Annotated in this window: 20 protein-coding genes; 9 read left to right on the forward strand and 11 right to left on the reverse strand. The window is 73.9% G+C overall.

Annotated elements, in window-relative coordinates; all coding sequences use genetic code 11:
- Positions 1-170: 170 nt before the first annotated feature.
- The 3 genes from RMN56_RS03245 (at position 171) to RMN56_RS03255 (ending at position 4,498) form a co-directional block, all read left to right on the forward strand.
- A complete protein-coding gene (locus tag RMN56_RS03245; RefSeq protein WP_313722366.1) occupies positions 171-1,367 on the forward strand; it encodes a thiolase family protein in 1,197 nt (398 codons plus the stop codon).
- Entirely contained in the window at positions 1,364-3,430 is a 2,067-nt protein-coding gene (locus tag RMN56_RS03250; RefSeq protein WP_313722367.1) for a 3-hydroxyacyl-CoA dehydrogenase NAD-binding domain-containing protein, read from the forward strand. The genes RMN56_RS03245 and RMN56_RS03250 overlap by 4 nt, the downstream gene beginning before the upstream one ends.
- A 243-nt stretch (positions 3,431-3,673) precedes the next feature.
- Entirely contained in the window at positions 3,674-4,498 is an 825-nt protein-coding gene (locus RMN56_RS03255) for a hypothetical protein (protein ID WP_313722368.1), read from the forward strand.
- A 64-nt stretch (positions 4,499-4,562) separates the two neighbouring features.
- Here the strand turns inward: RMN56_RS03255 and RMN56_RS03260 are convergent, their stop codons facing one another.
- From RMN56_RS03260 to RMN56_RS03275, 4 genes are all read right to left on the reverse strand, one after another.
- The gene (locus RMN56_RS03260) at positions 4,563-4,949 is read right to left on the reverse strand and encodes a VOC family protein (RefSeq protein WP_151465015.1); all 387 of its coding nucleotides are present in this window, start codon (positions 4,947-4,949) and stop codon (positions 4,563-4,565) included.
- 205 nt (positions 4,950-5,154) lie between these two features.
- A complete protein-coding gene (locus tag RMN56_RS03265) occupies positions 5,155-7,695 on the reverse strand; it encodes a malectin domain-containing carbohydrate-binding protein (RefSeq protein WP_313722369.1) in 2,541 nt (846 codons plus the stop codon).
- Positions 7,696-7,951: 256 nt separating this feature from the next.
- Positions 7,952-9,112 (reverse strand): sensor histidine kinase, encoded by a 1,161-nt coding sequence (locus RMN56_RS03270; RefSeq protein ID WP_313722370.1) that lies wholly within the window; start codon positions 9,110-9,112, stop codon positions 7,952-7,954.
- Positions 9,109-9,777, reverse strand: a complete 669-nt coding sequence (locus tag RMN56_RS03275) for a response regulator transcription factor (RefSeq protein ID WP_313722371.1) — start codon at positions 9,775-9,777, stop codon at positions 9,109-9,111. Before RMN56_RS03275 ends, RMN56_RS03270 begins: the two co-directional genes overlap by 4 nt.
- A gap of 161 nt (positions 9,778-9,938) precedes the next feature.
- Between RMN56_RS03275 and RMN56_RS03280 the strand changes: the two genes are divergently transcribed.
- Positions 9,939-11,180: a C39 family peptidase gene (locus tag RMN56_RS03280; RefSeq protein WP_313722372.1), complete on the forward strand. Its 1,242-nt coding sequence runs from the start codon at positions 9,939-9,941 to the stop codon at positions 11,178-11,180.
- 1 nt (position 11,181) lies between these two features.
- On the opposite strand, the gene RMN56_RS03285 is transcribed toward RMN56_RS03280, so the two are convergent.
- Together RMN56_RS03285 and RMN56_RS03290 are read right to left on the reverse strand one after the other, a co-directional pair.
- Positions 11,182-12,468, reverse strand: coding sequence for an outer membrane protein assembly factor BamB family protein (locus RMN56_RS03285; RefSeq protein ID WP_313722373.1), 1,287 nt, complete (start codon positions 12,466-12,468; stop codon positions 11,182-11,184).
- Positions 12,453-13,727 carry a PQQ-binding-like beta-propeller repeat protein gene (locus RMN56_RS03290; protein WP_313722374.1) on the reverse strand — a complete coding sequence of 425 codons (1,275 nt, stop codon included), beginning with the start codon at positions 13,725-13,727 and terminating at the stop codon, positions 12,453-12,455. The genes RMN56_RS03285 and RMN56_RS03290 overlap by 16 nt, the downstream gene beginning before the upstream one ends.
- Before the next feature lie 96 nt (positions 13,728-13,823).
- On the opposite strand from RMN56_RS03290, the gene RMN56_RS03295 reads away from it, so the two are divergent.
- Positions 13,824-15,659 (forward strand): DUF6311 domain-containing protein, encoded by a 1,836-nt coding sequence (locus RMN56_RS03295; RefSeq protein ID WP_313724635.1) that lies wholly within the window; start codon positions 13,824-13,826, stop codon positions 15,657-15,659.
- Between the two features lie 106 nt (positions 15,660-15,765).
- Here the strand turns inward: RMN56_RS03295 and RMN56_RS03300 are convergent, their stop codons facing one another.
- Positions 15,766-17,553 carry a DUF6311 domain-containing protein gene (locus RMN56_RS03300; RefSeq protein ID WP_313722375.1) on the reverse strand — a complete coding sequence of 596 codons (1,788 nt, stop codon included), beginning with the start codon at positions 17,551-17,553 and terminating at the stop codon, positions 15,766-15,768.
- Positions 17,511-19,388 carry a DUF6311 domain-containing protein gene (locus tag RMN56_RS03305; protein WP_376787269.1) on the reverse strand — a complete coding sequence of 626 codons (1,878 nt, stop codon included), beginning with the start codon at positions 19,386-19,388 and terminating at the stop codon, positions 17,511-17,513. The genes RMN56_RS03300 and RMN56_RS03305 overlap by 43 nt, the downstream gene beginning before the upstream one ends.
- 168 nt (positions 19,389-19,556) lie before the next feature.
- Here RMN56_RS03305 and RMN56_RS03310 point away from each other — a divergent pair, with 168 nt between their 5' ends.
- The 4 genes from RMN56_RS03310 (at position 19,557) to RMN56_RS03325 (ending at position 23,079) form a co-directional block, all read left to right on the forward strand.
- Complete coding sequence (locus RMN56_RS03310) at positions 19,557-20,741, forward strand: hypothetical protein (RefSeq protein ID WP_313722376.1); 1,185 nt, start codon at positions 19,557-19,559, stop codon at positions 20,739-20,741.
- A 154-nt stretch (positions 20,742-20,895) separates the two neighbouring features.
- Positions 20,896-21,423 (forward strand): hypothetical protein, encoded by a 528-nt coding sequence (locus RMN56_RS03315; RefSeq protein WP_313722377.1) that lies wholly within the window; start codon positions 20,896-20,898, stop codon positions 21,421-21,423.
- A 191-nt stretch (positions 21,424-21,614) separates the two neighbouring features.
- Positions 21,615-22,361 (forward strand): helix-turn-helix transcriptional regulator, encoded by a 747-nt coding sequence (locus RMN56_RS03320; protein ID WP_313722378.1) that lies wholly within the window; start codon positions 21,615-21,617, stop codon positions 22,359-22,361.
- A 58-nt stretch (positions 22,362-22,419) separates the two neighbouring features.
- On the forward strand, positions 22,420-23,079 hold the full coding sequence (locus RMN56_RS03325; RefSeq protein ID WP_313722379.1) for a dihydrofolate reductase family protein: 660 nt from the start codon (positions 22,420-22,422) through the stop codon (positions 23,077-23,079).
- Between the two features lie 37 nt (positions 23,080-23,116).
- Here the strand turns inward: RMN56_RS03325 and RMN56_RS03330 are convergent, their stop codons facing one another.
- From RMN56_RS03330 to RMN56_RS03340, 3 genes are read right to left on the reverse strand one after another with little or no spacing between them, the layout of a single operon-like run.
- Positions 23,117-23,290: a hypothetical protein gene (locus RMN56_RS03330; protein WP_313722380.1), complete on the reverse strand. Its 174-nt coding sequence runs from the start codon at positions 23,288-23,290 to the stop codon at positions 23,117-23,119.
- Entirely contained in the window at positions 23,287-23,505 is a 219-nt protein-coding gene (locus RMN56_RS03335) for a flavin reductase (RefSeq protein ID WP_313722381.1), read from the reverse strand. The genes RMN56_RS03330 and RMN56_RS03335 overlap by 4 nt, the downstream gene beginning before the upstream one ends.
- Positions 23,502-23,690: a hypothetical protein gene (locus tag RMN56_RS03340; RefSeq protein WP_313722382.1), complete on the reverse strand. Its 189-nt coding sequence runs from the start codon at positions 23,688-23,690 to the stop codon at positions 23,502-23,504. Before RMN56_RS03340 ends, RMN56_RS03335 begins: the two co-directional genes overlap by 4 nt.
- Positions 23,691-23,706: the final 16 nt, after the last annotated feature.

Consider the following 23,706-nt stretch of genomic DNA (forward strand, 5'->3'; position numbering starts at 1 on the left):
ATCATGAAGTTGGCGGCAGTTTCGGAGATCGACATCGCCGCCAACTTCATGATCGACCGGGCGGGTGCGCTCGCGGGGTGTGTGGGGTTGACCACACGGGGGGTGGTGTCGGCGGTGGTTACTGGCGAGTAGCATCCGGGGAAACGCCAGTGCCGGCTAGGAGGCTCCAAGTGCCCCGTGAAGTTCGCGATGTCGTCTTCGTCGACGGCGTCCGCACCCCGTTCGGCAAGGCGGGTGGCATGTACGCCAACACCCGCGCCGACGACCTGGTGATCCGCTGCATCCGCGAGCTGATGCGGCGCAACCCGCAGCTGCCGCCGGAGAAGGTGGAGGAGGTCGCCATCGCGGCCACCACCCAGATCGGCGACCAGGGCCTGACCATCGGCCGCACCGCCGCCCTGCTGGCCGGCCTGCCCAAGACGGTGCCCGGCTTCGCCATCGACCGCATGTGCGCCGGCGCGATGACCGCCGTCACCACCGTGGCCAGCGGCATCGCCGTGGGCGCGTACGACGTGGCCATCGCCGGCGGTGTCGAGCACATGGGCCGGCACCCGATGGGCGAGGGCGTCGACCCCAACCCGCGGATCATCGCGGAGAAGCTGGTCGACCCGTCCGCGCTGGTCATGGGCGCCACCGCGGAGAACCTGCACGACCGGGTCCCGCACATCACCAAGGAGCGCACCGACGCGTTCGCGCTCGCCTCGCAGCAGAAGACCGCCAAGGCGTACGCCAACGGCAAGCTCCAGGGCGACCTGGTGCCGGTGGCGATCCGCGACCCGGAGGCCGGCTGGGGCCTGGCCACCACCGACGAGGCTCCCCGGGAGACCTCGCTGGAGAAGCTCGCCACCCTCAAGACCCCGTTCCGCCCGCACGGCAAGGTCACCGCGGGCAACGCGGCCGGCCTGAACGACGGCGCCACCGCGGCCCTGCTCGTCGCCGAGGAGACCGCCCGCGAGCTGGGCCTGCCGATCGGCATGCGGCTGGTGTCGTACGGCTTCGTCGGCGTCGAGCCCGAGGTCATGGGCGTCGGCCCGATCCCGTCGACCGAGAAGGCGCTGCGCATCGCCGGCCTGAGCATCGACGACATCGGCCTGTTCGAGCTGAACGAGGCCTTCGCGGTGCAGGTGCTCGCCTTCCTCGACCACTTCGGCATCGCCGACGACGACCCGCGGGTCAACCCGTGGGGCGGTGCGATCGCCATCGGTCACCCGCTCGCCTCCTCCGGCGTCCGGCTGATGACCCAGCTCGCCCGGCAGTTCGCCGAGCACCCCGAGGTCCGCTACGGCCTCACCGCCATGTGCATCGGCATCGGCATGGGCGGCACCGTCATCTGGGAGAACCCGCACTGGGAGGGTGGAGACAAGTGAGCCTCGCCGCACCGAACGAGGTCGTCACCAAGGCGCTGCTGCGCCAGGTGAACGTACCGGGGCTGGACCGTCCCGCCGCCCTCATCACCCTGGACAACGGCTTCGACCACACCAAGCCGAACAGCTTCGGCCCGGGCGGCCTGACCAGCCTGGACGAGGCGATCACCGCCGCCCTGGCGGCGGACCCCGCGTTCATCGCGGTCACCGGCAAGCCGTACATCTTCTGCGTCGGCGCGGACATCACCAGCCTGCCGGCGCTGGAGAACCGCGAGCAGGCGCTGGAGGTCGGCCGGCTCGGCCACCGGGTCTTCGCCCGGCTCAAGGACAGCACCGTCCCCACCTTCGCCTTCGTGAACGGCGCGGCGATGGGCGGCGGCCTGGAGCTGGCCCTGCACTGCCACTACCGGACCCTGTCGGCGGGCGCGGCGGCCCTGGCGCTGCCCGAGGTCTCGCTCGGTCTGGTCCCCGGCTGGGGCGGCACCCAGCTCCTGCCGAACCTGATCGGCATCCCGGCCGCGACGCAGGTGATCCTGCAGAACCCGCTGATGCAGAACAAGATGCTCAAGCCGAAGCAGGCGGCGGAGATGGGCATCGCCGACGTGCTGCTGGAGCCGGCCGACTTCCTGGAGCGGTCGCTGGAGTGGGCCGCCGGCGTCGTCCGGGGCGAGGTCACCGTGACCCGTCCCGAGGTCGACAAGGACATGTGGGCGGGCGTGCTCTACTTCGCCCGGCAGACCCTGGACCAGCGGCTCCACGGCGCGGTCCCGGCCGCGTACAAGGCGCTGGACCTGCTGGAGACCGCGAAGGACGCCGACTTCGCGGCCGGCACCGCGGCCGAGGACGAGGCGCTGGCCGACCTGGTCTTCTCCGAGGAGCTGCGCAGCGGCCTGTACGCCTTCGACCTGGTGCAGCGGCGGGCCAAGCGGCCGGCCGGCGCGCCGGACAAGGGCCTGGCCCGGCCGGTCACCAAGGTGGGCATCGTGGGCGCCGGCCTGATGGCCAGCCAGCTCGCCCTGCTCTTCGCCCGCCGCCTCCAGGTGCCGGTCGTCATGACCGACCTGGACCAGTCCCGGGTGGACAAGGGCGTCGGCTACGTGCACACCCAGATCGAGAAGGCCGTCACCAAGGGCCGGATGGACAAGGGCACCGCGGCCAAGCTGTACGGGCTGGTCAGCGGCTCGGTCGACAAGTCCGTCTTCGCCGACGCCGACTTCGTCATCGAGGCGGTGTTCGAGGACCTCAACGTCAAGAAGCAGGTCTGGGCCGAGCTGGAGAAGATCGTCAAGCCGGAGGCGGTGCTCGCCACCAACACCTCCAGCCTGTCGATCACCGAGATGGCCGCCGACCTGGAGCACCCGGAGCGGGTGGTCGGCTTCCACTTCTTCAACCCGGTCGCCGTGCTGCCGCTGCTGGAGATCGTCCGCGGCGAGCGGACCGACGACGTCACCCTCGCGACCGCGTTCGCGGTCGGCAAGCAGCTGAAGAAGTCCAGCGTGCTGGTCAAGGACGCCCCGGCGTTCGTGGTCAACCGGCTGCTGACCCGCTTCCTCGGCACCGTCTTCGCCGCCGTCGACCAGGGCACCCCGCTGGACGTGGCGAACAGCGCGCTGGACCCGCTGGGCCTGCCGATGCGCCCGCTCGCCCTGCTCCAGCTGGTCGGCCCGGCCGTGGCCTACCACGTGGGCGGCACCCTGCACACCGCGTTCCCGGACCGTTTCGGCGTCAGCGAGAACCTCAAGCGGATCGCCGACTCGGGCCAGCCGATCGTGGTCGACGACCAGGTCAACGAGGAGGTCGCCAAGCTGCTCGTGGTCGGCGATCAGCCGCTCACCGCCGAGCAGGTCCGGCAGAACGCGCTGGACGCGCTCGCCGAGGAGATCCGGCTGATGCTCGACGAGGGCGTCGTCTCCGAGGCGCAGGACATCGACCTGTGCATGATTCTCGGCGCCGGCTGGCCGTTCCACCTGGGCGGCGTCACGCCGTACCTGGACCGGACCGGCACCGCCGAGCGGGTCACCGGCCGGCGTTTCCTCCCGCGCGGGGTCGCCAGCCTGCGCGGCTGATCCCCACCGCCGCTCCCCCACGATCGCGGTGGCCGACCGTCCCCCCGGGACGGTCCGGCCACCGCGATCGGTCGTTTCCGGATCGGAAACCGGCCACCGGCCGGACACCCCGCGGACACCGGGCGGCCGGCGCGGTCACGACCCGGTTCCGGTTTCGTCACGTCGTCGGTGGCCGGACGGTGCGCTGTCGGTGCGGCTGGCTACGATCACGCGTCCGCACTTCTCAGCAGGAGCTGCCAAAACATGTCCCAGCCGCCGTCCAATCCCTACCCCGGTTCCTACCCCCCGCCCCCGCAGCAGCCCGGCGGCTACCAGCCGCCGCCGCAGCAGCAGCCCCAGTACGGCGGCGGTTACCCGCCGGCTCCCCAGCAGCAGCCCCAGTACGGCGGCGGCTACCCGGAGAGCGGCCAGCCCGGCCAGCAGTACGGCGGCTACCCGGAGGCCGGTCAGCCCGGCTACGGCGCCCCGGCCCCGCTGCCGCCGAAGAAGAAGTCGAGCGTCGGCAAGATCCTGCTCATCGTGCTGGCCGTCGTGCTGGTGCTGTGCGTGGGCGGCGGCGTCGCCATCTGGTTCGCCGCCAAGGACGAGGTCGGTGAGGTCGTCCAGGCGACCAAGACCCGCCTGGTCGAGCCCCCCACGCTGGCCGGTCGGGCCAAGGTGAACGACCCGGCTCTCCAGACGGCCGCCACCCAGATGAAGTCCGAGATCGCCAAGGACGTCCCGAACGCCACCAGCACGGCCGGCGCGTTCTACGGCGATCCGAAGAAGAAGGACCTGGTCATGATCGCCGGCGCGTCCGGTGTCATTGCCGACCCGCAGAAGGAGATGGCGGACGCCACCACGGCGATCACGCCGCAGCTCGGCACCAAGGAGTTCAAGACGGTCGACGCCGGCCCGTTGGGCGGCGAGGCCAAGTGTGGCGACGGCACGGCCGAGGGCGTCCCGGTGGCCGTGTGCCTCTGGGTCGACAAGGGCAGCCTGGGCATGGTGGTGGTCTACTTCAAGTCCGCGACCGAGATCCAGCAGGAGTTCGTGACCATGCGCGGCGAGATCGAGAAGCGGGACTAGTCCCCGCCGACCCGGTGCACCGGGCCCCCGCCGGCCGGCGGGGGCCCGGTTTCCGTTTCACCGGTCAGGCCGAGGCGGCCCGCTCGGCGGGGCTGCGGCAGACGCAGAACTCGTTGCCCTCGGGGTCGGCGAGGACCACCCAGCCGGTGCCGTCCGGCCGGCGCCGGTCGTCGACCAGGGTGGCCCCGAGGTCGCGCAGGCGGGCCACCTCCTCGTCCCGGGTTCCCTCGGCCGCGTGCACGTCGAGGTGGAACGCGCCCTTGCCGTGCCGCTCGCCCACGGAGACGAAGAGCAGGTCGGGGCCGTGGCCGTCGGGGGCGGCGAGGACCGCCTCCGGGTCGCCCGGGTGGTCGTCGTCGTTCAGCTTCCGGTCGAGCGCCCGCGCCCACCAGCTGGCCAGGACGTACGGGTCGTCGCTCTCGACGGTGACGCAGTGGATCTGTGCACTCACGGTGCTTCCTCCTGGATCGGAGTGCGCCCCGCCGGAGTGAGGACGGTCAGCGGGGACTGCGGGGCGCGGGACTGTTCATGGTGGACATCGGCCGCACCCCCTTCCACACCTCGGCTGACGCCGCTGATCATGTCATCACCCGGCGGCGGGGACAAGGCCGGCCCGGCCCCGCGTGGCGGGGCCGGGCCGGATGGGGGGCCCGGGGTCACGGGCCGACGAAGACCGCCTTCGCCCGCCAGTCGACGCCGTCCACGGCCGGGCCGCTGCGCACGGTGAACGCCGCGGCCGGCGCACCGTCCGCCCAGTCGGTGGCCGACAGCTCGCCGGTGCCGCGGTTGACCTTGTAGAGGGTGCCGCCGGCCAGGAAGACCGAGCCGGCGTCGGCGAAGCCGCTCGCCCCGGTGACGGTGAACTTCTCCGCGCCCACCACGCCGCTGTCCGGGGTGAACCAGCGCCAGAACAGGCCGCCCTGCCCGGCGAGGGTGTAGTAGAGCCGGCCGCCGCTGTAGAACATGCCGGTGACGTTGGGGATCTCGGGATAGAAGTTGCTGGTCACCCCGGCGTACGTCTGACCGGCCGGGCCGGAGTCCGTCTCCACCGCGTCCCAGTAGGCGTCGTGGTACGGGTCGACGGCCGACGCGGCGCCGAAGGTGGACCCGTCGAAGGTGCGCCGCCACAGCGACCCGTTCATCCCGTAGAAGAGCGTGCCGCCGACCCAGAACGCACCCCGCGCGGTGGACCAGGCGGTGCCGTCCGGCACGGCCACCGGGGCGGCCGCGCCGACCGTGGCGACCCCGTCGTACGACCGGAGCTGCACCTCGTTGCCGGTGCCGGCGGGCGGGGCGCCGGTCTTGACGATCTCGATGCCGTCGACCAGCGGGTTCTCCACCACGTGCTGGAAGTCGACGCCGACCGAGCCGTCGCTGACCACGGTGAACGCCCGCATGGTGCCCACGTTGTGGCCCACCGCGGCGGACAGGTCGAGGTCGTCCAGGACGGTCGCGCCCTCCACGGCGACGTCGAAGACCCGGGAGCCGGGGGCGGCCGTGCCGTCGTACCGGTTGGCCAGGTAGAGCCGGACCTGCACCTCGGTGCCCGTGGGCACCGGGAACTGCCAGCTCATCTCCGCGTCGCCGGCCGGGTCCCAGCGTTCGTCGCTGTAGAGCGCGGCGGGGGTGCCGGCCGGCACGGTGGCGTCGACGCCGCCGACCGGCGCGAAGCCGGCGGTGCTGCTGCCGGCGTTGTGGTACGGGCTGGGGCTGCCGCCGTCGTCGGCCGCCCAGTCCGGTCCGGTGTCCGTCGAGGCGACGAGGGGACCACCCGCGTTGACCCGGTACAGCACGTTCGTCGGCGCCGGGACCCCGGCCTGGTACACGTTCCCGGGGAGGGTGGCCGTGGTGGTCGGGTGCGGCGCCGCGCCGCCGGTCAGCGGGAAGAACGCGATCCGCTCCCGCCGGTACTGGAAGTTGCCGATCCACGAGGTGTCCGAGCCGACCCAGAGGCCGGCCGGGGTGACCAGAATCTCGGAGGCGCCGATGCCGCGCGGGTGCCGGCCGGGGTTCCAGGACAGCGGCAGCCCGGTGCGCGGGTCGAGGGCCGCGATGCTGGGCCGGCCCACGGCGCCGGCCTGGGCGGAGTCGCCGCCGAAGCTGTTGTTCAACCAGCGGAAGTGGCCGCCGACGTAGACCGCCTGCTCGCTGATGCCGACGGAGAGGTAGGTGTCGCCGCCGGTGTAGTCGACCCAGGTGGGCTGGAGGTCCGTGCCGGTGGCGCCGGCCTCCCAGCGGGCGGCGGCGTCGCAGAGCGTGCCGCCGTTGGGCGCGCCGGTGGTCACCACCACGAAGTAGCTGCCGTCCGGGGCGAACGCGAGGTCCCGCATGTACGAGTCGAACGCCCACCAGGCGCAGCGCGGGGTGTACCGGCTGGTGTTCCAGTCGGCCACGGTGGCCGCCGTGGCGCCGAGGTCCAGCTTGACGATCTGGTCGTGCAGCACCCCGTCGGCCTTCTTGAAGTTGCCGATCACCACGAGCTTCGTGCCGTCCGGTGAGACGGCCAGCTTCTCGGCCCCGACGCCGGCGTTGGAGCCGCTGACCCCGTCGTAGTTGTGGTGCTCGGTGAGCGTCGTGGTGAGGTAGCCGTCCACCGCGCCGGTGCTCGCGTTGAGCGAGGCGAGGCCGCCGCGCGGGTTGGGGTTGCCGGCCGTGGTGAAGATGCCGCCCACCAGCAGCCGCCCGCCGACCAGGGCGATGTCGTTGACCAGCCCGTTGAACGCCGGCCCGGCGAAGCTGGTGACCACCGCGCCGGTGGCGACGTTGAGCAGGGCCACCTTGCGCCGGGTCACCCCGTTGACGGTGTTGAACTTGCCGGCGACGAAGACCGTCCCGGCGGTGGGCCCGGCGACCACCGCGTACACCTCGTTGTCGACGGTCGGCGCGAAGGCCGTGTCCACCGTGCCGGTGGCCTTGTCGAAGGCGAGCAGGTAGTTGCGGGTGATGTCGGCGTCGGACCCGCGGTTCTGCACCCGGGTGAACGAGCCGGCCACGATGATCTTGGAGCCGGCGTCGTGGATGGCGTCGACCGTGCCGTCCATGATGTCCGGCGAGGCGGTGGAGGGCGTCGCTCTGACCAGCGTGGTGTGGCCGGGCGCGGCGGCGGCGGGACCGGCCGGAGCCAGTCCGGCGGCGGTGAGCGCGACGGCGGCGAGGGCCACGAGCACACGGCGCGTGAGGGCCGAGGGTGGGGTCACTGGCAGCTCCGGAGACTGGTGTGGACAGGCGTGAGGCAGCACTCACCCTGGGCCACCCGCCACGCGCCGTCCAGCACCGGCCACGCTTTCTGCCCGACCACCGCGCCGCTCCCGCCCGACCACCCGGCGCGACCGTCGGGACAGCCGGGCCGCCCGCACGAACAGGTGGCCGCGGATGGTGGTTCGGCGGGCGGCGGCCGTCAGGTCGGCGGTCCGGCGCGTACCGTCGGTCGGCCGCGCGGGCGCCGATCGGCTCCTAGGTGGCCGCGGGCGCGTCGGCCGACGGGAGGGTGACGGTCACCTCCAGGCCGCCGCCCGGCTGGGCGACCGCCTTCACCGTGCCGCCGTGCGCGTCGCAGACGGCGCGCACGATGGACAGTCCGAGGCCCGAGCCGCGGGCGCCGGTGCGCTCCTGCCCGCCGCGCCGGAACGGCTCGAACAGCCCCGGCACGTCGGCGGGGGCGACCTCGAAGCCGGTGTTGCCGACCACGAGCCAGGACCGCTGCCCGTCGGTGCCGGTGCGCACCCAGAGCCGGCCGTGCAGGTGGTTGTAGCGGACCGCGTTCTCCACGAGGTTGCCGGCGAGCCGGTCGAGCAGGCCCGGGTCGCCGACCACCGGCGCGGCCCGCAGCGAGGTGTGCACCTTGAGGCCGATCCGCTCCACCTCGCGGGCCATCGCGGAGAGCGCGTTGGCGGTGCCCACGGCGAGGTCGAACTCGCTGCGCCGGGCCAGCCGGCCGCCCGTCTGCGCCTCGCTGCGGGCCAGCACCAGCAGCGCGTCGACCAGCCCGTTGGCGCGTTCCGAGGCGTCCCGCACCACGCTGGCCATCCGGCGGTACTCGGCGAGATCCGCCTCGTCGTCGCTGAGCGTCACGTCGATCTCGGTGCGCATCACCGCGAGCGGGGTCCGCAGCTCGTGCGAGGCGTTGGCCACGAACCGCTTCTGCGCCTCGAACGCGGCGCCGATCCGGTCCAGCATGGCGTCGAAGGTCTCGGCCAGCTCGGCCACCTCGTCGTTCGCGCCGGACCAGCCGATCCGCTCGTCGAGGGTGGTCTCGCCGAGCCGGCGCGCGGTGGCGGTGACCTGGTGCAGCGGGCGCAGCGCCCGGCCGGCCACCGCGTACGCGCCGGCGATCCCGACCATGCCGATCGCCACCAGCGCCACCAGGGCCTTGACCAGCAGCTCGCGGGACGCGGCGTCGACCAGTTCCCGCTGCCAGTGCCCGGCGTCGAGGGTGCGGCCGTCGGCGAGCACCACCGTGGTGCCGGGCAACAGCTCGTCGGTGGGGCGCAGCGCGTCCCGGACCAGCAGCCAGGCCAGCAGCACCAGGACCGCGCCGGCCCCGACCAGCAGCACCCCGTTGAGCAGGGTGAGCCGCAGTCGCAGGGTGGGCCGCGGCCGGGACCGGGCCGTCATGAGCTGGCCTCGCCGATCCGGTAGCCCGCGCCGACCACCGTGTCGATCAACGGCGGGTCGCCGAGCTTCTTGCGCAGTGTCATCACGGTGACCCGGACGATGGTGGTGAACGGGTCGGTGTTCGCATCCCAGACCCGCTCCAGCAGTTCCTCGCTGGAGACCACCGCGCCGCGCGCCTTGAGCAGCTCGGCCAGCACGCCGAACTCCTTGTTGGTCAGGTCGACCGGCTCGCCGCCGCGGGTGACCACCCGTCGGGCCGGGTCGAGCACCAGGTCGGCCACCTCCAGCACCGGCGGGGCGGCCGGGGTGGCCCGCCGCCCCAGCGCCTGCACCCGGGCGACCAGCTCGTCGAAGGCGAACGGCTTGGGCAGGTAGTCGTCGGCGCCGAGCCGCAACCCCTCCACCCGGTCGGCGACCGTGACGCTCGCGGTCAGCATCAGCACCCGGGTCAGCGCGCCGGAGGCGGCCAGGTCGGCGCAGATCCGGTCGCCGTGCACGCCGGGCAGGTCCCGGTCCAGGATCACCACGTCGTAGCGGGTCACGAAGGCGGCCTCGTGCCCGGCGTCGCCGTCGTAGGCGACGTCCACGGCCATCCCGCGCTTGCGCAGCCCGCGCGCGATCGCGTCAGCGAGGTTCCGCTCGTCCTCGACCACCAGTACCCGCATCCCGGCCTCCCACCTCGTGACCTCCCACAACCTAGTGCGGGCCGCCAAGCGTCCCTCGCGCGCCGTCATTGCAAAAAATCTTCAGGTACGCGATGCTGCCCGGCAGCGAGCGACAAGCGCCCCGGCCACCGGGCCCGGGCCCGAGCCCGACGGGAGCCCGCATGACCGCTGTCGACCCCGGCCGGGACGTGACGTACCACCGCTTCCGCTTCCCGGCGGACCTGCGCCTCGGCACCGCCGACGGGGTGGCCGCCGGCCCGGACGGGCTGGTGCTGGCCACGCCGGCCGATCGCCTGGACCACACCGACCCGCACTCCGGCGACACGGCCGGGTACGACGCGGCGACCTGGACCTCCCCGGTGGTGCCGGTCGGCTTCGCCGTCGCCGAGCTGGTGCCCTCCTGGACCGCCGACGCCCCGCCCGGCTGCTGGCTGCGGGTGGAGCTGCGCGGCTTCGCCGGGGACGCCGCCGCCACCGGCTGGTACGAGCTGGGCCGGTGGGCCGCCGACGACACGGCCATCCACCGTTCCTCGGTGCCGGGCCAGGCGGACGACGCGGCCTCGGTCGCGGCCGACACCCTGCGCGTGACGGGCGCGACCGTCACCGGCTGGCAGGTCCGGGTCACCCTGCTCCGGCGCCCCGACGCCCCGGCCGGCCCGGTGCTGCGCACGGTCGGCGTGGTCGCCTCGACGGGTGCCAGCGCCGGCACGCCGGCGACCCGCGCGGGTGGCGCGCCGGACGGCGGGCCGGTCCCGACGCCGGCCCGGGTCGACACGGCAGCCGGCGAGGCGCGGGGCCGGGTGCTCGACGTGCCCCGCTACGCGCAGCGGCTGCACGCCGGCGGCGAGACCCGCTGGGGTGGCGGCGGGGACTCCTGGTGCAGCCCCACCTGCGTCTCGATGGTGCTCGACTTCTGGGGCGCCGGCCCCACCCCGGACCGGTACGCCTGGGTCGCCCCGCCCGGCCCTCGACCGGTGGTGGTGCACGCCGCCCGGCACTGCTACGACCACGCGTACGCGGGGGCCGGGAACTGGGCGTTCAACACCGCGTACGCGGGGCTGCACGGGGTGGACGCGTTCGTCACCCGGCTGCGCTCGCTGGCCGAGGCGGAACGGTTCGTGGCCGCCGGCATCCCGCTGATCGTCTCGGCGGCCTTCACCCGGGGGCAGGTGCCCGGGCTGGACTACGACACCCGGGGGCACCTCATCGTGCTGGTCGGCTTCACGGCCGACGGCGACCCGGTGCTCAACGACCCGTACGCCCCCGACGACGAGGGGGTGCGCCGGACGGTGCCCCGGTCGGCGTTCGAGGCGGCCTGGCAGGGCGGCAGCGGCGGCGTCGTCTACGTGGTGCGACCCGAGTCGGTGCCGCTGCCGCCGGCGCCCGCGCAGGCCAACTGGTAGGTCAGGGCCCCACCGGCCAGATCATCAGCCCGCCGGACGGGCGCAGGCAGACCAGCGCGGTGCCGGAGTCGGCGCACTCGTTCCAGGAGCCGGGCAGCACGGCCCGGGTCCGGACCTCGCCGGCCGCGACGTCCAGCGCGCCGACCAGCGTCCGGTCGCCGGGCAGCCGACGCAGCCCGAGCAGCCGGATCGGATCGCTCCCGAAGCCCGTGGGCCGCCAGCGCCCGAGCCGGGTGACGGGGTGGCCGGTGGCCGGGTCGAGCACCGACAGTTCCTCCGGCCCGACGCCGAGCAGCCGGCCGCCGATCGGTGCCAGACCGAGCCAGCTGTCGTCCACCCAGCTCAGCCGGCCGGTGGCAGGGTCGAGGGCGCGAACCCCGCCGACCTGGTCGCGGACGCACACCATCCCGGCGCACTCGACGAACCAGACCCCGCCGGGGGGCTCCAGCGGCATGCTCCAGCGCCGGTCCAGCTGGTCCAGCCCGTACGCCGTGACCGTGCCCGGCGCGCCGTCGACCAGCAGCAGGTCGGCCACCACCTGGGTGAACCGGTAGGAGAGCCGGTCCGTGGCCGGCGGCACCCGGCCGGCGTGGACCAGCGCGCCGGAGTCCGCGTCGTGCACCTCCACCCGGCCGTCCGGGGCGACCAGCACGATCTGCGTCGGCCCCCCGTCGTCCATCCGGTACGACACCCCGTTGGTGGGCAGCGGCAGCGACCAGCGCACCGCGCCGGAGGCCGGGTCGACGGCCAGGACCGTGCCCTTCCCGGACGCCCGCGGGGTCTCGAAGAGAACCCCGCCGGACGCGGTCGACACCGGGTAGCCGGTCTGCCGCCAGCGCACCACGCCGGTCACCGGATCCAGCAGGGTCGACACGGTGTCGCCGGCCCCGGCGGGGCTGCTCGTCACCAGCAGCCCACCGGCCAGCGCGTCCAGCCCGAGCACGTGGTCGCCGGCCGGCAGGATGAACCGCCACACCGGCTCGCCGCCGGGCAGCCGGTGCCCGGTGACCACCCGGCCGCCCTGGCCGACCGCTCCCGGGCCGTCGGCCACCACGAGCCGGCCCGCCAGGACCAGGAAGACCGCGCCCTGCGGGGCGGCCACCCGGACCCCCGCGGGCGGCCGGGCCGGCGAGGTCGCGCCGGCCAGGGTGAGCAGCGCGACGCAGCAGACCGCCGCCACCCGGGCGAGCCGGCCCGGTGGCCGGAGCGGCGCCCGCGCCAGCTCGTCGGCCTCGTCGCCGTGCCGCATCTCCCCCAGCTCGATGACCGGGCTCACGGCAGCCGCCACAGCCCGAACCCGCCGTCCGCGCGGCGGCAGACGAGCAGCTCCGCACCCATCCGGCAGTCGCCGACGGCGCCGACCAGCACCTCGCGCACCTCGGGGCTGCCGCGGGCCGGGTCCAGCTCGGCGAGGAGCAGGCGGCCGCCCTCGGTCCGCCGGACGCCGAACAGCCGCCCCTCGAACTCGTCCTGCGGGACCACACCCCACACGCCGAGGTCGGCGACCAGCCGACCGGTGGCCTCCTCGACCACCGCCAGGGCACTTCCGCTGGCCGTGTCCACCCCGACCAGGAGCCGGCCGCCGGTGGCCGCCAGCGTCCCGGTCCACCGGTCGTCGGTCCACCGCACGGCGCCGGTGGCGGGGTCGAGCGCCCACATGCCGCCGGTCAGCCGGACGGCGCAGAGCAGGCTGCCGCACCGCTCGGCGAAGCCGACCAGCGGGAGCACCGCGGTCCAGCGCCGCTGCAACGTGTCCAGGTCGTAGGCGGTGACGCTGCCGCCGTCCTCCTTGATGACCAGCAGCATCCCGGCGCCGAGCAGGGTCCACCGCCGGGTGGGCCGGTCACCGGGAGCCAGGTCGCGGGCGGCGAGCCGGCTGCCGTCGGCCGCGTCGTACACGACGGTCTCGCCGGCGGGCGGCAGGTGCACCAGCCGGTCCACACCGGACGGGCCGAAGCTGAGCTCGACGTTGTCCGGCGTGCCCGGGACCGACCAGAGGGTCCGGCCGTCGCTCACCGCCACCCGGCGGACCGCCTCCCGGCCCGCCATCTCGGGCACCTGCAGGAGCAGTGCCCCGCCGGCCGGGAAGCCCACCCCCGGCTGGAGCCAGCTCACCCGGCCGGTGCGGGCGTCGAGGCCGATCGTCTCCCACCCGGAGTCGCCGGCGGTCCGCCCGACGAGCAGCACGGTGCCGTCCTGTTCCCACACCGTGGTGGCGACGCCCGTCCCGGGCACCAGCGTCCGCCAGAGTGTCCGGGGTGGACCGCCGGCGACCCGGTAGGCGACGAGTTGCCGGCCCACGCCGCGCTGCGGGTCGGGCGGCCGCACCACGTACACCCGGTCGCCGGAGACGAACGCGGCGGCCGCGGGGCCGCCCGGCAGGGTGCGCGCGGCGGGCCGCGACGGCGGGGCGGCCGCGGCGAGCGTGACCAGCGCCACCAGGAGCACCACGACGCTCCGGAACGGACGGCCGACGGCGCGCGGCCGCCGTGCCGGCGGACCGGGTGCGGTGTCGTCGTGCAGCTCACCCAGATCGATGACGGCCACGACCACCCCCTCTCCACGCCGCCGCAACGGCGGCCCGGCCGTGACCGGCGCGACGGCGTGCCGCCTGTACGATGGCCCGTCGTGGCTGTGCCGGTGGTGGACCCCTCGCTGAACTCCTCGCCCGTCGAGGCCGAGGCCGTCGTGGCGGACCCGCCGCGTCGGCCCCGACGCCGGCCGGCCCGCGCCGACGTGCTGGCCATCGGAGCCTATGCGGTGCTCGGCGTTCTCGTCTGCCTCAACTATTGGGGCGACGTGCAACACCGGGTCTCCTCGCACCTGCCGACCGACCACAGCTGGTTCGAGTGGCTCTTCGCGCACGGCGCGTACTCGCTCCGGCACCTGGAGAACCCGCTCTTCACCGCCCGGCAGAACGCGCCGGACGGGGTGAATATGATGGCGAACACCTCGCTGCTCGGGGTCACCCTGCCGCTGGCACCGCTCACCCTGCTGCTCGGCCCGCAGGTGATGTACGCGCTCTACCTCGGCGCGGCGCTCTCGGCCACCGCGGCCACCTCCTACTGGGTGCTGTCCCGGCACCTGGTGCGTTCGCGCGGGGCGGCCTTCGTCGGTGGCGCCTTCCTCGGCTTCGCCCCGGGCATCGTGCACCACGCCAACGGGCAGCCGAACTTCGTCTCCAACTTCCTGCTCCCGCTGATCGTGGCCCGGGTGCTGCGCCTCGGCGAACCGGGCCGCTGGCGGCGCAACGGGATCGCGCTGGGCCTGCTGGTGGCGTACCAGATCTTCATCAACGAGGAGATGCTGCTGCTCACCGCGCTGGCCTGCCTGGTGGTCGTGCTGGCCTGGGTGGTGCAGCGGCCGCGCGCGGCGCGCGAGCGGGCCGGCGCGTTCCTCGCCGCCGCCGGGGTGGGCGGCGGGCTGGCCCTGCTGCTGACCGCGTACCCGATCTGGTTCCAGTTCAACGGGCCGCAGTCCTACCGGGGCCTGCAGGGCGGGGTCTTCCACAACTGGGGCGAGGACCTGATGGCCTTCGTCACCTTCGCCCGGGACACCGTCGCCGGGAACGAGGCGGTGGAGCAGACCATCGGGCTGACCGAGCAGAACACCTGGTTCGGCTGGCCGCTGGTGCTCGTCGTGCTGGTCGCGCTGGTACTGCTGGTACGCCGCTCGCTGCCGGCCCGGATCCTGGCCGTGCTCGTGGTGGTCTTCTCGGTCGCCGCGATCGGCCCGAAGGTGCGGTTCGACGGCGTGGAGACCACCGTCGACGGCCCCTGGGCGTACGTGCCGGACGACCTGCCGCTGGTCGAGATGATGATGCCGACCCGGCTCAGCCTGGTGGTGGCCGCCGCGGTCGGCGTGCTGCTCGCGCTGGCCTGGGACGCCCTGTCCGGCCGCGGCCGGCCGCCGGTGCCCGCCCAGCGCACCGGCTCCGCCGCTCCCGTGCCGCGCCCACGCTGGCTGCGTCCCATCGGGTACGCGGCCGTCGTGGCCGCCCTGCTCCCGCTGTTCCCCCGCCCGCTGCCGGCCCAGCAGATCGACCCGCCGCCGCACTTCATCACGGCGGGCGGCTGGCGGCCCTACGTGCCGGACGGCCGCACCCTGGTGCCGGTGCCGATCCCGAGCAACGTGCACGGCCTGCCCACGCTGCGCTGGAGCGCGCTCACCGAGCAGGCGTTCCCCATCCCCGGCGGCTACTTCATCGGGCCGAACGAGGCGGGCGAGGGGGTCTTCGGCGCGCCGAACCGGCCGACGAGCACCCTCATCTACGCCACGATGGACGCGAACAAGGTGCCGCCGCTCACCGGGGAGAACCGCCGCCAGGCCCTCGACGACCTGCGCTTCTGGAAGGCGTCCGTGGTGGTGCTCGGCGCGAACCCCCGCGAGGCGGTCCTCCGCGACCTCATGACGGCCCTCCTCGGGCCGCCGCAGCGCGTGGACGACGTCTGGCTCTGGGACGTCCGCGACCGCGTCTGAGCCGGCGGCGGCCCGATGTCGGCGGCGGCCCGCCGCGACTGGTCGGGGACAACGTCGCACCGCCTACGACCGTGATGTCGTGGACGACTCACCGCCGGGGAGCGGGTCAGCCGGTCATTAGGCGGACGTCCCACAGGTGGGCGCCGGGGACGTCGCGGCCGGGGCCGACCAGGGCGTCCACCGTGGCGCGGACCGGGTCGCCCGGCGTCGAGTCGGCCTGCACCAGCACGGCCGCCCGCCAGTGCCGCAGGTCCGCGACGGCCTGGCGGCGTTCCGCGTCGCCGATCGGCGGCACCTGGCCGGTCTCGGCGGCCCGCCGCAGCAGCAGCGACGTGGGTCGGTCGGGCGCACCCCAGTGCGCGGTGGGGTTGTCGGCGGAGCGGGGGCCGATGAAGTAGCCGCCCGGCGCGGCGAAGGCCAGCCCGGCGCGCGCCGACCAGAACATGGCCGGGCTGACCCCGGACCCGGTGACCGGCGGCACCGGCACGAGCGTCCGCCCCGGCGGCACGTACGCCCGCCAGTCGCCGTCGGTCACGAAGGCCGGCACCGGCATGGCCGGCACGGTGCGGATCGGGGTCGGGGTGAGCGGCAGCAGCGCGGCGGCGACCGCGCCCGCCCACGGCGCCCAGGTCCGGGCCGCGCGGCGCCGGACCCGGTCCAGGGCGAGGGCCAGCAGCACCCCGAGCGCCGGTACGCACACCAGCGCGAACCGGGCCGGCACCACGAGGTCGAGCAGCGGTACCCCGGCGAGCAGCCGGTACGGCCCGGGCAGCCCGGTGTCGTGCCGGTTCACCACGACCGTGGTGCCGAGGGAGAGCAGCGCGAAGAGCAGCCCGCAGGCCGCGAGGGCCCGGACCAGGGGCCGCCGCCACAGCCGGACCACGATGAGCACGGCCAGCAGCGGCAGGAACGGCCCGAAGAAGGAGTTCTCCTCGGTGGGGTTCGGCGAGAGCAGCCCGGCGTGGTAGCCGTCGCCGGCGACGGTCTGCCGGGCGGCGCCGGCGTAGGAGGCCAGGTCCAGCCGGTAGCCCCGCGTGTAGAAGGGCATCCCGCGGTAGTGCCCGGCGCCGTGGAACTGCACCCACAGCGGGTACGCCAGCAGCGCCCCGGCGACCAGCGCGCCGATGCCGAGCCGGCGCGCCACCACGGGCGCCAGCCGGCGCGCGCCGGCCCGGTCCGCGAGCGCGTACGCCCCGGCGAGCACCCCGGCCGCGAGGGCCAGGAAGACCAGCACCTCCTCGCCGAGGAAGACCTGGTACGCGACGGCCAGCCCGAGCAGGATCCCGTCCCGGCGGACCCGGTCGGCGGCCGGCCGGAACACCAGCCCGAGGATCACCGGGACCAGGAACTGGGCCGCCATGTGCAGGTGCGCCCCGGCCTGCGACACCAGGCCCGGGGCGAAGCCGCAGAACAGCCCGCCCACCGCCGCGGCGGCCCGGGAGCGGACCAGCCGGCGGGCGAGCAGCGCGTACCAGGCGGTGGCGGTGCCGGCGAGGCAGAGCACCACGGCGACGAGGAAGGCCACCTGCGAGCCGAACAGCGCGGTGACCGGGGTGAGCGGAACGCCCAGCCCGAGCACCGAGGTGTTGGCCATCAGGTTGACGCCGTCCGGCACGTTCAACGCGGTGCTGTGCAGCGGGTTCTCCCCGCCGGTCACCGCCCGGGCGGCGCGGGCCAGCATCCACTCGAAGAGCATCTGGTCGCCGGCCTGGTGGAACAGCCGGTCGGGCCGGCCCCACTGGCCGGCGGTGAGCAGCACGGCCAGGCCCAGGTAGCCGGCGACCACGAGCGCGTCGACCGGGCGCGGCCGCCACCGGCGCCGGGGCGCGGGGTCGGGGCGGTCCGGGCCGGTCAGGCGGACTGGCTGGTCAGTGTCCGGACGTCCCACAACCACACGTCCAACTCCTGCCGGGCGGGCCCGACCAGCTGCTCCACGGTGCGGCGCAGCGGTTCGGCGTTCTGCTCGTTCAGCGGCAGCACCACGATGGCGGCGCGCCAGTGTCGCAGCTCGTCGAGGAAGCGGCGGCGCTGCCGGTCGTCGAGCTTCGGCGTACGCCCGGTGGCCTCGACCTCGGCGAGCAGCTCGCCGATGCCGCTGGGCCGGCCGCCGAAGCGGCCCGGGTCGCCGGTGACCCCGTTGCGGGGGGCCAGGAAGTAGCCCCCGGGGATCTTGAAGGCCAGGTCGGTGCTGGCCGCCCAGCGCATCGGGTCGGTGTTGCCCATGGCCGGCACCGGCACGGAGACCAGCGTCTGGTCCGGGCCGACGTACTGCCGCCACCGGTCGGCCGTGATGAACGTCGGCACGGCCGGGCGGGTGGTGACCCGCAACGGCATGGGCGCGATCGGCAGCAGCGCGAACACCAGGCCGGCGGCGGTCAGGGTACGCATGGTGCGCCGCTCCACGACCCCCAGCGCGGCGGCCCGCTGGACGGCCAGGGCCAGCAGCACCCCGACGACCACGGTGGTGATGAGGCCGAACCGGGTGGGCACCACGGCGTCCAAAAGCGGCAACTTGACCAGCAGCTCCCACGGGCCGGTGACCAGGTCCCGGTCCCACCAGGAGATCCGCTCGCCGAGGGAGAGCACGGCGAAGAACAGCCCGGTCGCGGCGAGCGCCCGGACCACCACCTCCCGGCGCAGCCAGACCACGATGCCGACGGCCAGCAGCGACAGGCTCCAGCCGAAGAAGGCGTTCTCCTCCGAGTAGTTCGGGGCCAGGTTCACGTTGGCCCGCTCGTTGCCGCCGAGGGTCGGCGAGCCGGGGGTGAAGAACGCCGCGATGTCGTTGCCGTAGTCGCGGACCGTGTCGCTGAGCCCGTGGTACGCCATCGGCCCGGCGAACTGCACCCACAGGGGGTACGCCAGCAGCGCACCAGCGAGCACCGCGCAGACGGCCAGCCCGACGCCGAGCGGCCGCCGGGCGGCGGCCCACCGCTCGCGCTGCTGCACCACGACGGCGAACAGGAACACCCCGCAGGCCAGCGCCGTGAAGAGCAGAATCTCCTCGTTGACGAACGCCTGAGCGGTGACCAGCAGGGCGAGCAGCGCGCCGTCGCGGACCGGCCGGGTGGAGCGGGTCAGCACCAGCACCCGCCACACGATGAACGGCAGCAGGAACTGGCTGATGATGTTCGGATGCCAGTTGGCGTGCGACAGCATGGCCGGCGAGAACCCGCAGAACCAGCCGCCCACGGCGGCGGCCAGCCGGTGGCGCACCAGGTGCCGGGAGAGCACCCGGTACCAGGCGGCGGCCGTGCCGGCGAGGCCCAGCGTGACCAGGGTGACGAAGGAGACCGCCGGTCCGAACAGGAGGGTCACCGGCACCATCGGGATGCCGAGGGCCAGGATGGCGGTGTTCGCCATCAGGTTGACCCCGTCGGGATAGTTGAACTGGTCGGTGTAGAACGGATACTCGCCGTGCAGCACGACCCGCACCGAATGGGCCAGGAAGAACTGCACCTGCGCCGGGTCGCTGCTGTAGAGCGCGGCCACCCGGCCGGCCGGGTCGGCCCAGATCCCGCTGGTCACCCAGAGCGCCGCGAGCAGGAACACCCCGTACACGGCCAGGTCCAGCCGGCGCCGCGTCCACCGCCACCGCCGGCGGGCGGCCGGCGCGGCCGGTTCCGGGTCGCGGGCGATGACCGAGCGTTCGTCCACCATGACGGAGAGCGGTCCGCCCGAGGCGTCGGCGTCCGGCGTCGAGTCGCCACGGGGCTCGGCAGGCGTCACAGTCGGCGGAGTCTACCGGAGCAGGAGAATGGCGTACGAATCGCACGCCCCACCGTCCTCAATGGTCATCGGCCGAAAGGGTGAGCCGCGCGCGGCCGGGTGACGGGTCGTCTCGTACCATGTGGGCTTCCGGACACGACCACGATGGGATAACAGGGGGCGTACAGGGTGGCTTCAGTCCGCCGACGCGGCACGACGGCCACCGCGCTGCTGGCCCTGCTGCTGACCGGCTGTGGCCCGGTCGCCGGGCGGCAGCCCGCGGCGCTACCGGTCGGCTACGACAGCCTGGACGGCGCCCTGAAGGTCTGGCCGGCGCGGGGCAGCCTGACCCGCGACGCCGCCGCGACCGCGGGGATCACCGCCGCCGTCCGCGACTGGCGCTCCCCCGTCGACGACCGCGCCCACCTGTCCTCCTCCGGCATCCTCTTCTCGGGCGAGGTCGCCGGGTCGCCGCTGGCCCTGGTCGCCGCCGACGTGCCCGGCGAGGCCGCTTCCTGGCTGCTGCAACTCGACCGCGACGGGCAGCGCTGGCGGGTGGCCCACGCCACCGAGTACACCGACCCCGGCTACCTGGTCTACTCCGACGTGCTGCCGGTCCAGCAGCCCACCGGCCGCCGCTACCTGACCTCCGCCCGGGTGGAACGGCTGCTCGGCCCCGACGGCAAGGTGCTCCCCGCGGCCGACGGCATCACCGAGCCGGTCGCCGTCCCCGCCTGCCAGGCCGTGGCGGTGACCGCGACGCTGCGGCCCACCCGCTCGCTGCCGCGCGGCCGGGCCGCCGACCGCGTCCTCGACCTGGGTACGGCGACCGCGGCGCCTCGTTATCCCCTGGTGCGCGACGAGACGGGTTCGGGCAAGCGTGCGCTGACCGGGCTGGACACGTGCGTGCTCGCCGGCGAACGGGGGCCGTTCGGGAGCGTGCCGCGGCGGATCGGCGACCGGCAGGCGCCGCGCTCGGCGCCGGAGTCCTGGCCGATGGCGAAGATCGCGGTGCGGTCGCTGGGCTCGGTGACGCTGGGTGGCGGCGAGCCGGGTGAGCTGGAGCAGCTGACCTGGGAGAGCGCCACCGGGACGATGACGGCGGTGGTCTACCGGCCGGCGGGTGGCGGCGCTCCCGTGGTCTCCCCCGCCGACCGGTCCACGACCCTGCAGGCCTACTACCTGCCGGTGCCGGGGCAGCCGCTTGCCGTGCTGAGCTGGCGGACCCGGGATGCCTCGTTCGCGGCGCCGCCGGGGACCACGCGGCTGGTGGACCGGCCGGGACTCGTGGTCGTGGCGCAGCCGGACCGGAAGCAGACGTTCAGCCTGGCGGGCACCGAGAAGACCTGGTACCGGTCCGTGGGCGGGCGCTGAGCCGTCGGCCCGGCTCCCTTGCCGGCGTTTCCCGCCAGCCGAAGGGCCCACCCACCGCCATACGCGCACCGTATTGACACCCTCACCCACCGGGAGCAGATTCCGGGGTGCACCCGGCCGGCCACGGCCGGGGCGTCCCGGAAGGACGGTCGCCATGCACCGGATCAGGTCCACCGGTAAGGCCCGACTCGCCTCGGCGGTGGCGCTGCTCGCGCCGTCGCTCGTCCTCGTGGCCGGGCCGACGCCCGCGCACGCCGCGGACACCACCACCCGGATCCTCCGGGCCCCGCTGGACCTCTCCGTCGTCCTGCCCTGCGCCAACGGCGGCCTCGGTGAGGTCGTCGACTTCGACGGCACGATCAGCGAGGTCTACCACGTGACCGTCGACGGCACCGGCGGGTTCCACGTGCACATCGTGGAGACCCAGTCGAACGTGCACGGCACCGGCGCGACGACCGGCGACCGGTACGTCAGCACCCGGGTCAATCTCTTCGTCTACAACCAGGGCTCCGGCGGGCTGCCCATCACCTCCACCCAGCAACTGGTGTTCAAGATCGTGGGGCCCGGACCGGGCAACGACGCCGTGCTCAGGATCACGAACCACACGACCCTCAACGCCGACGGCACCGTGACGGTCGCCTTCGACACGTTCACGGCGGAGTGCGAGCCGACCGCACCGTGACGCCCCGCCGCGTGCTGCGGTGGGGTTTCGTCCGCAGGCGGCGACTTCGTTCGCCCCTGGGCGATCTTGGTAGGAAATGGCCCCTGTAGGGCCTTTTCCTACCAAGATCGTCCCGGTGGTACTTCGTGCGCTTCTGGAACGTGTCGGTCCTGGTTGCCGACGTCGCTAGCCTCGGGAGGCAACCTCGGCAGGTGAAAACGGAGGAGGCCATGGCCCTGCGGTTCGAGCATCGCGACACCGAGATCGACGTGAGCCTCGTCGACCGCGTGTGGCGCACCCGCTCTGACACGGAGGAGACGATGACGTCCGCAGCACGCACCTGCTGGCATCTGATTCTCTCGCGGGCGCAGGGACGCCTGCTCGCCAGCCTGCGCGGTCCGGAGACCAGGGCCACCACGGCACCGGTCCCGCCGGGCAGCGAGTTCCTCGGAATCCGGTTCGCATTCGGCGCGGTTCTCCGGCCGCATCCGGCAGCCTCGATCGTCGATGGATACGTACCGTTCCCCGTGACGGAATCGGGCCGGATCGTCATCGGCGGCGAGGGCTGGGAGGCACCGACGTTTGAGAACGTCGAGCACTTCGTCCGCCGATTGCAGGACGCGGGTCTGCTGGTGCGCTCGCATCTCGGGGACGAGGAGCAGGTCGCCGAGCATCCCGAAGCCAGTCCGACCGAGCGCACCCGGCAGCGTCGCTACCGAGCGATCACTGGACTGTCGCAGACCGCCGTACGGCAGATCGACCGCGCGAACGCCGCAGCCACGATGCTGCGCGACGGCCAGGACTGGCGCACAGTCGTCGAGACGTTGGGATACTTCGACCAGGCCCACCTCGCCCATGCGCTGCGTCGCTACGTCGGGCAGACCGCACGCGAGCTGCAGGCGGGCCGCTCTGCCGCGATGTCGTTCCTGTACAAGACCCACCCTGGGCCCGGCAGCTAGCGTCCGTCTGCCAGCCAACCCTGGCCGGCTGACCGCGACCCGAAGCCCGAGGAGAACCGTGCTGCTCAGCGTCAACACCTTCGTCAGTCTCGACGGAGTCATGCAAGGACCCGGAGCCCCCGACGAGGACCGCTCCGGCGGCTTCGACCGCGGCGGGTGGCTCGTTCCGCACGCCTCCACGCACACCAACGAGGCCGTCGAGAGCTGGTTCCGTGAGGCCGACGCGTTCCTCTTCGGCCGCACCAGCTTCGGCCTGCTCGGCGGGTACTGGCCGAAGGTCACCGAACCTGACGACCTGATCGCCACCAAGCTCAACACGCTGCCGAAGTATGTCGTCAGCTCTACGCTGACCGACGATGAAGCCGATTGGACCCCGACGACTGTCCTACGCGGTGACGTGGCCGACGAGGTACGCCGCCTCAAGGAGCTTCCCGGCAAGGAACTCCAGGTTCACGGAAGCTGGAAACTCGTGCAGACGCTGCACCGGACGGGACTCGTCGATGTCTACCGGTTGCTCCAGTATCCGGTCATCGTCGGCACGGGGAAGCGCCTGTTCCCGGACGGATCGACGCCCGCAACGTTCGCAACCGTCGACGAGAGCTCGCGCGTACTGCCCGGCGGCGTCGTCTCGCTGACCCTCCGCCCCACGAGCCTCGGCGCGATCTCCGCAGGCGCGTACACGGTGGACGAAGGGCGCTCGGCGACGGTCCTCGACTGACAAGCGGGCACGGCCGGCTTCGAGGCCCTGATCTCGGCTAGACGAGGCGTCGGAGGCGGACCTTCGGGCGTTCGTTTCTCAGGTGGGCCTGCTTGTGTTGGCGGACCTGTTCGTCCCAGGTCTCCTGGTCGTAGTCCGGATCGGGTGGGATCCACCGGTGGGAGCCGTCGCTGTAGTGGAACTTCTCGTCTCCGGGCCGCAGGATGCTCATCTTGTCCAGCCGAGGAATCGGTGGTGCAGGTGGCCGGCGGAGACCTGAGGCAGGTGCCGGGTGGCGTCGACGAGCTGGGCGGCCAGATAGAGGGCGAGGGACACCGGGGCTCCGTCGTATTCGGCCAGCAGCTCCTGACGGCGGCTCGGGCAGGGCCAGTCGGCACCGCAGCCTCCGCACACCCAGGCCGGAGTGATCGGGAGGTGGGTCGTCATCGGGGGTCGTCCTGGCTGGGCCAGTGGCCGCGGTTGATCGGGATGAGGTGGCGGCTCCGGCATGGCAGGTCGGCTCCGCAGCGGCAGACGCGCCGCCAGTGCCGCCACGACCAGACGGGCCGGTGCCGGCGAGCCAGGGTCAGCGCCACCGCCAGGAGATATTCGTCGTAGGAGACGCGCCGCACCTGTTCTCCCTCGTCC

This window comes from Micromonospora halotolerans, from assembly GCF_032108445.1.
Classification (GTDB): Bacteria; Actinomycetota; Actinomycetes; order Mycobacteriales; family Micromonosporaceae; genus Micromonospora; species Micromonospora halotolerans.